This window comes from Allobosea sp. 05T422_2 (genome assembly GCF_056396265.1).
This window is the reverse complement of sequence record NZ_JBFTLD010000318.1, coordinates 1-7,016: the sequence shown is the minus strand read 5'-3', so window position 1 is coordinate 7,016 and position 7,016 is coordinate 1. Positions and strand designations below refer to the sequence as shown.

Genomic DNA, 7,016 nt, shown 5'->3' with positions numbered 1-7,016 from the left:
GGGCAGAATACCGCAAAGGAGCCTCCCGGACTAAATTCGGTTCGAATATAGTCCGGACGTTAGCGCCGTGCAACTGTGGCGTAGCGGCTGGTGCCTTCCGGTGTTCGCGATCGTCCAGTCAATCGTCAGCGTCGGCACGGAGCCCACCAGCAGCAGTGATCATCGCGGCGTTGTCACGTTAACTGCCGGCGTGCGCAAAGAGGTGCATTCGGCCTGGTGAAAGGCTCACGCGGTGACGCCGGCCACGGCTAACATCATGGTTTGAGCTCCCGTTTCGAGTGCGGTCGAGGCTGCAACCCATGCGCCGGCCGGTTGGTTCCGGCCTGCTTCCTGCCTTGTCTCATGACGCTTCGGTCGCCGCGCGCAGGCCTCTTAAGGGATGGTCAGGTGCACGGTCCGCCCCGAAGCAGCAGCCGAACTTAGGGCTGGATCAAACTGTTCCTGTTCGAAGGAACACATCGTGCTCGCGAGCCGTTGTCGTCGAGATGAACTTGCGCGCCCGCGCCCCCCCACGCCCAGAACCATGCGCCCAAGGAGATCGCCGTGACACTCCGCACGCTCGCTCCCGACGAAAAAATCGAGATTTCCCTCGGCCTGAATGGCCGGCCCGTTCACATCGAGGTCGATGCTGCAACGACCTTGCTCGATCTCCTGCGCAACCATCTCGCGCTGACCGGGACCAAGAAGGGCTGCGATCACGGTCAATGCGGCGCGTGCACGGTGCTGATCGATGGCGAGCGAATGAATTCGTGCCTGAAGCTCGCGGTGATGCTGGACGGCAGCGCTATCACCACGATCGAGGGCTTGGCAGAGGATGGCGCGTTGCATCCCATGCAGCGCGCCTTCATCGAGCGCGATGCATTCCAGTGCGGCTATTGCACGCCGGGACAGATCTGCTCGGCCGTGGCGCTCGTCGCCGAAGGCCGCGCCCATAGCCGCGACGAGATCCGCGAGCTGATGAGCGGGAATATCTGCCGCTGTGGCGCCTATCCGAACATCGTCGACGCCATCGAGGACGTCATCGCCCAGCAGACAGGGCACATGCGGGAGGCCGCAGAATGAACCGCTTCTCCTATCTCCAGGCCGAGAGCCTCGAAGGCGCGCTCGCCGCGCTGGCAGCCGACCCCGGCGCCAGGCTGATTGCCGGCGGCACGAATCTGCTCGATCTGATGAAATATGATGTTGAGCAGCCGGACCGCCTGATCGACATCACCCGCCTCGGGGATCTCGATACGATCGCCGAGACCGCGGACGGCGGCATCCTGATGGGGGCGCTCGTCTCGAATACGACGATCGCCTATCACCCGTTGGTCGCCGGGACTTTCCCGCTGCTGTCGAGCGCGATCTTGGCGGGCGCGACGCCACAACTTCGTAACGCCGCGACGGCCGGCGGCAATCTCAACCAGCGCACTCGCTGCCATTATTTTTACGATGCCGCATTGCCCTGCAACAAGCGCGAACCTGGCAGCGGCTGCCCGGCGATCAAGGGCGTGAACCGCAATCATGCCATTCTCGGCGCGAGCACCGACTGCATCGCAACCCATCCCTCCGACATGTGCGTCGCGCTTGCCGCACTCTCGGCGAGCGTCCATGTCGCCGGGCCGCAGGGCACCCGGACGATCGCGATGGCGGATTATCATCGGCTGCCGAACGGTTCACCGGATCGCGACACGACGCTCGGCGCGGGCGAGATCGTCACCGGCATCGAGTTGCCCGCCGAGGCGCAACGTTTTGCCGAGCACCACAGCTATCTCAAGCTGCGCGACCGGCTCTCTTATGCCTTCGCGTTGGTTTCCGTCGCGGCCTGTCTGGAAATGGGCAGTGGCGGTGCGATCCGCGATGCGCGGCTGGCACTTGGCGGCGTTGCTCACAAGCCTTGGCGTCGGCCGCAGGCAGAAGAGGTGCTGATTGGCCGTAAGCCCGACGATGCGAGCTTCGCCGCGGCGGCGGACGTTCTGCTGGAAGGAGCACAGGGCCGCGAGCACAATGCCTTCAAGATCGAGCTCGCGCGCCGCGCCATCATTCGCGCACTGACCCAAGCCGCAGCCGGGACGCCGCAATCGCAATCCGACAAGCGCATCGCCTGAGGGAGCACGGCCATGATCAGCAACGATCCCCATGTCGGCTCGCCGCGGAGCCGGGTCGACGGCGTAGCCAAGGTCACCGGCCGCGCGACCTATGCAGCCGAGTTCGTTGCTCCGGACCTGCTTCATGGCTGCATCGTCGGCAGCGCGATTCCGCGCGGCAAGATCCGCGATTTCGATCTCACGGCGGCGCTTGCAGTGCCGGGTGTCGTGACGATCTTCACCCATGAGAACCGCGCTCACACCGCCTGGTTCGACAGCAGCTACCGGGACCAGGTCGCCCCGCCCGGCAAGCCGCTCCGCCCGCTCCACGACGCCACCATCCAGCACAGCGACCAGCCGATAGCCTTGGTCGTCGCGTCGAGCTTCGAGGCCGCCCGTGACGCGGCCTCCCTGGTCGGCGTGTCCTATGAACGAGAACCGCACGAGACCGATCTCGAGCGCGCCCGCCAGGACAGCTATGAGCCGCCGAAGAAGCGCGCGGGCATCGCGCGGCCGCCCGATCCGAAAGGCGACGCGGAAACTGCCTTCGCAGACGCCCCGATCAAGGTCAGCGCCGAGTACCGCGTCCCGACCGAGCACCATAATCCGATGGAACTGCACGGGACGACGGTGGTCTGGGAGGGCGACGGCAAGATCACCGTCCACGACAAGACGCAGGGCGCGCTCAACACGCAAGGCTATGTTACGTCGGTCTTCGGCCTGGCAACCGAGGATGTCCGCGTGGTTTGTCCCTTCGTCGGTGGCGCCTTTGGCTCCGCGCTGCGGCCGCACCACCAATTGTTCCTCGCGGTGATGGCGTCGCTCGCACTCGAGCGATCCGTGCGCGTGGAGATGACCCGGGCCCAGATGTTCAGCCATGCGCATCGTCCGCAGACGATCAATTCTGTCGCGATCGGTGCCGATGCCGAAGGGCATATCCGTTCGCTCCAGCACCATGCGGTCGCCGCGACCTCCGGCTACGAGGATTATCAGGAGAACGTCGTCAACTGGTCGGGCATGCTCTATCACAGCGAGACGTCGCTGCTCGCCTACGAACTCGCCAAGCTCGACATCCCGACGCCCGGCGACATGCGGGCGCCCGGTGCGCCGACAGGCCTGTTCGCGCTGGAAAGTGCCATGGACGAACTGTCCTTTGCCACCGGCATCGACCCGATCGAACTCAGGCTCAGGAACTACACCACGCGGGACGAGAACGACGACAAGCCCCTGACCTCCAAGGAGCTGCGCGCCTGCTATGCCGAAGGCGCCGCCCGCTTCGGCTGGCACAGGCGCAAGCCGGCGCCGCGCTCGATGACAAACGGCAAGGAGTTGGTGGGCTGGGGCATGGCCAGCGGCGTCTGGGAAGCGATGATGATGAAATCCTCCGCCCGCGCGACGCTGACGCGCGACGGCAGGCTCGAKATCGCCTGCGCCACATCCGATATCGGAACGGGCACCTACACGATCCTCAGCCAGATCGGGGCCGATGCACTGGGGCTCGATCTCGACGCGGTGACCGTGAAACTCGGCGATTCATCGCTCCCACCAGCCCCGATCCAGGGGGGCTCCTGGACGGCGGCTTCCTCGGGGAGCGCGGTGATGCTGGCCTGCCGAAGGCTGTGCGAGACCCTGCTGAAACACGCAAAGTCCATCGAAGGATCGCCTCTGTCCGGCGCCAGGATCGATGACGTCGTCTTCAATGACGGGTTCGTTCGGTTGCGCCAGGAGCAATCGAGCGCCGTCTCATTCGTCGATGCCCTGAGTGCGGCGCAGGTTGAGCGGATCGAGGCCGAGGAAACAGCCAGTCCTGGCCTGATCGCGCCGYTGCGCCGCGCTTCCTACACCCATTCGGCCGTCTTCGCCGAGGTCCATGTCGACGAGCAACTCAATATCGTGCGCGTGACCCGGGTGGTTAGCGCCATCGCGGCCGGGCGCATCCTCAACCCCAAGACGGCGCGCAGCCAGATCATCGGCGGCGTGGTCTGGGGCATCGGCATGGCCCTGCACGAGGRGACGCTGACCGACCATCGCTTCGGCCGGTTCATGAACAGGAACCTCGGCGAGTATCATGTACCAGCCAATGCCGACATCGGTGGGATCGAGGTCCTCTTTGTCGAGGAGCATGACGACCAGATCAATCCGATCGGCGTGAAGGGGCTGGGCGAGATCGGCGTCGTCGGCACGGCGGCGGCMATCGCCAACGCCATTCATCACGCGACGGGCAAACGCATCCGCAGCCTGCCGATCACCGTCGACAAGCTGCTTGCGGCGTGAGGAGCAGCATAGTTGGCGTCGCGAGAGGCCGATCTCGGCAGATATTGCGCGCCATTGGAAACGCGAGGCCGCGCTTCACCCTCCCTCCCGGAGGGCAAACCGTTGGAGGGGCAAACTTACCGCCCGCTCTCATCCTCCGAAGCATCTATTGCAGCGCGCCCTTGCGCGGAGAGATGAGCGACCGGCAAATGCCAACCACGTCTGATCGCCATGAAACGAAGGCCGAAGCACACGGCAGCTCCAGCCAGCGCTGAAACGCCATAGGAAACGCCGAGCACATGGCCGATAACAACGAAGGACGCGGCGGTCAGCGCTGCGACGGCGTACAAATCGGAACGCAATACCTGCGGAATCTCCGCAAGCAGAACATCGCGCGTCATGCCTCCGCCGATTCCGGTCAGCATGCCCAGAAGCGCTGACATCACCGGGTTTAGTCCGAACTCGATCGCCTTCTGTGCACCGACCACCGCGAAAAACGAAAGGCCTACCGCGTCGAACAGGAGGACGGGGCTACGCAGCTTGCCGACGCCGGCATACCAGAAGAAGGTGATGAGCCCGGCCAGGACTGAGACCAGCAGGTACCGCCAATCCGTCAGAGCGGCAGGCGGGATGGCGCCGATCAGGACGTCGCGAGTGATCCCGCCAAAATTCCCCGTCACGAACGATAGGACGAGGATACCGAAAATGTCGAGGCGGCGATTGACTGCGGCAACCGCCCCGCTGATCGCGAAAACGAAGGTGCCGCCCAGGTCGAGAAGTCGCACAAGGGTTTCGATGGCGATCATGACGGGTCCGCCTGCGAAAAATCCTACCGCATCGGGACGAAAGCACCGAACAGCCTTCAAATAAGACTGATCTGCGATGCAATCGGGTAGAACAGTTCATTTTTTGTTCGGGCCGAGCCAGGCGAGCGCTCCGACGACCAGTGCCTCGACGCCTGTTGCCAGCGTGGGATGGAGGACGGGCGCGAATTGCGGACTGTGATTGACCGGAAGTTCGTTCAGCTTGCCGGCCGCCTTAGCCTCTGCATAGACCTTGGGATCGTTGCCACCCACGAACCAGAACACCGAAGGCACCTGCCACGCGGTGCCGAAGCAGCCGAAATCCTCGCTCGCCGGGGCGGGGCCGGTGTGCTTGACCCGGTTCGGCGAAAAATGGCCGCGAAACGCTGCGGCGATGCGGTTGCTGGCGGCTTCGTCGTTGACGTTTAAAGGGTAGCGGTCGAGCGGCGTGATTTCCGGTTTGCGCGGCGCCCCGGAGGCTTCGGCCTCGGCATTGACGATCCGCTCGATGGCGGCGAGCACATGCTTGCGCACGCCTTCGTCGAACGTACGCACATTGAGCTTGATGACGGCGTCGTCGGGGATGACGTTTTCCTTGGTTCCTGCCTGTAGCACGCCGACAGTGACCACTGCCGCGTCGTTGGCGGCAACCTCGCGGGACACGATGGTCTGGAGACGCAGCACGACGGAGGCCGCCATGATGACGGGATCGATGCTGGCCTGCGGCATCGACCCGTGCGCGCCGCGCCCGAACAGGCGGATTTGCAGGCTGTCCGCAGCGGAGGTTATCGGCCCGGCACTGCCGGCGACCGAGCCGGAGGGTCCGACCATGACGTGCTGGCCCAGCACGACATCGGGCTGCGGAAAGCGCTTCAGCAGACCATCGTCGATCATGGCCTGGGCGCCTTGCGCGGTTTCCTCGCCCGGCTGGAAGACGGCCATCAGGGTGCCCTTCCAGGCATCGCGCGCCTGTGACAGCAATGTCGCCGCACCGACCAGCCAGGCGACATGCATGTCATGTCCGCACATATGGCTCACGGGGACGGTGCTTCCCTCGGGGTCCGTCGCAGTAACCTTGCTGGCGTAAGCAAGGCCGGTATCCTCTGCGATCGGCAGCGCATCCATGTCAGCGCGCAGCATGACCGTCGGCCCCTCGCCGTTGCGAAGCAATCCGACCACGCCCGTCTTACCCACGCCAGTCGTTACCTCGAAGCCGGCTTTCCTGAGCTTGTCGGCGGCGAGACCCGCAGTTCGCATCTCCCGCATCGACAATTCCGGGTGGGCGTGGACGTCCTTATAGAGCGCCTCGATATCGGGCAGCAGCTTGTCCAGATCCGTCAAGACGACGGATGCGCTTCCGGAAGAGGTGTGCTCAGCCATGATGATCTCCTCCTATATTTCCGATGGGGGCAATGGGGTCGCAGCGATGCGTAGATCGGCATGGCCATGGGCCTGTCGCGCAACGCGGTCCATCCACATATCGAGGCGGCGAAATCCAAGATCGACGCGAATTCTCGTGCGCAACTCCTGCGCGGCGTGATGGCGGGCATCCTGAGATCGAGCCCTTGGCTTTAGCCAGCGCTTGCCTTTTCAGAGCTGAGTTCGGACCTCGGAACGCCGCGTGGCCCGTCAATCCCCCTCGCTCGTAGCGAATGGCTCCCTTCAGAGCACTTTCACCATCAAAGACCACGCCACCGAGTGTCGGGCGCGAGCGATGCCGACGTAGAGGTTTGGGGCGGATGCTTCGACATGCGAAAAATCACCCGGTGGACGAACTATCGATCCCAGTGGTCCGAGCTGACGATGCGCGGCAGGGTCTCGAACTGGTGGAACGGCGGAGGCGAGGACAGGGTCCATTCCAGCGTCGTTGCACCTTCGCCCCACGGATTGTCTC

Annotated in this window: 6 protein-coding genes; 4 read left to right on the top strand and 2 right to left on the bottom strand. The window is 64.3% G+C overall.

Annotation, left to right across the window (positions count from 1 at the left end):
* Positions 1-576 precede the first annotated feature (576 nt).
* From AC1DJT_RS32365 to AC1DJT_RS32355, 3 genes are read left to right on the top strand one after another with little or no spacing between them, the layout of a single operon-like run.
* Positions 577-1,062 (top strand): (2Fe-2S)-binding protein, encoded by a 486-nt coding sequence (locus AC1DJT_RS32365; RefSeq protein ID WP_476770634.1) that lies wholly within the window; start codon positions 577-579, stop codon positions 1,060-1,062.
* A complete protein-coding gene (locus AC1DJT_RS32360) occupies positions 1,059-2,087 on the top strand; it encodes an FAD binding domain-containing protein (protein WP_476770630.1) in 1,029 nt (342 codons plus the stop codon). Before AC1DJT_RS32365 ends, AC1DJT_RS32360 begins: the two co-directional genes overlap by 4 nt.
* 12 nt (positions 2,088-2,099) lie before the next feature.
* Positions 2,100-4,340: a xanthine dehydrogenase family protein molybdopterin-binding subunit gene (locus AC1DJT_RS32355; protein ID WP_476835678.1), complete on the top strand. Its 2,241-nt coding sequence runs from the start codon at positions 2,100-2,102 to the stop codon at positions 4,338-4,340.
* 116 nt (positions 4,341-4,456) lie between these two features.
* Here the strand turns inward: AC1DJT_RS32355 and AC1DJT_RS32350 are convergent, their stop codons facing one another.
* Positions 4,457-5,122: a trimeric intracellular cation channel family protein gene (locus AC1DJT_RS32350; RefSeq protein WP_476770633.1), complete on the bottom strand. Its 666-nt coding sequence runs from the start codon at positions 5,120-5,122 to the stop codon at positions 4,457-4,459.
* On the opposite strand from AC1DJT_RS32350, the gene AC1DJT_RS32345 reads away from it, so the two are divergent.
* Positions 5,039-5,215, top strand: a complete 177-nt coding sequence (locus tag AC1DJT_RS32345) for a hypothetical protein (RefSeq protein WP_476770632.1) — start codon at positions 5,039-5,041, stop codon at positions 5,213-5,215. The two genes, AC1DJT_RS32350 and AC1DJT_RS32345, sit on opposite strands and share 84 nt — an antisense overlap.
* A gap of 6 nt (positions 5,216-5,221) precedes the next feature.
* Here the strand turns inward: AC1DJT_RS32345 and AC1DJT_RS32340 are convergent, their stop codons facing one another.
* Positions 5,222-6,502, bottom strand: a complete 1,281-nt coding sequence (locus AC1DJT_RS32340) for a M20 family metallopeptidase (protein WP_476770628.1) — start codon at positions 6,500-6,502, stop codon at positions 5,222-5,224.
* Positions 6,503-7,016 lie beyond the last annotated feature (514 nt).

Excerpts from the sequence above, each read along its gene's own strand:
- AC1DJT_RS32360 (WP_476770630.1), top strand. The coding sequence starts at position 1,059 with ATGAACCGCTTCTCCTATCTCCAGGCCGAGAGCCTCGAAGGCGCGCTC.
- AC1DJT_RS32340 (WP_476770628.1), bottom strand. The coding sequence starts at position 6,502 with ATGGCTGAGCACACCTCTTCCGGAAGCGCATCCGTCGTCTTGACGGAT.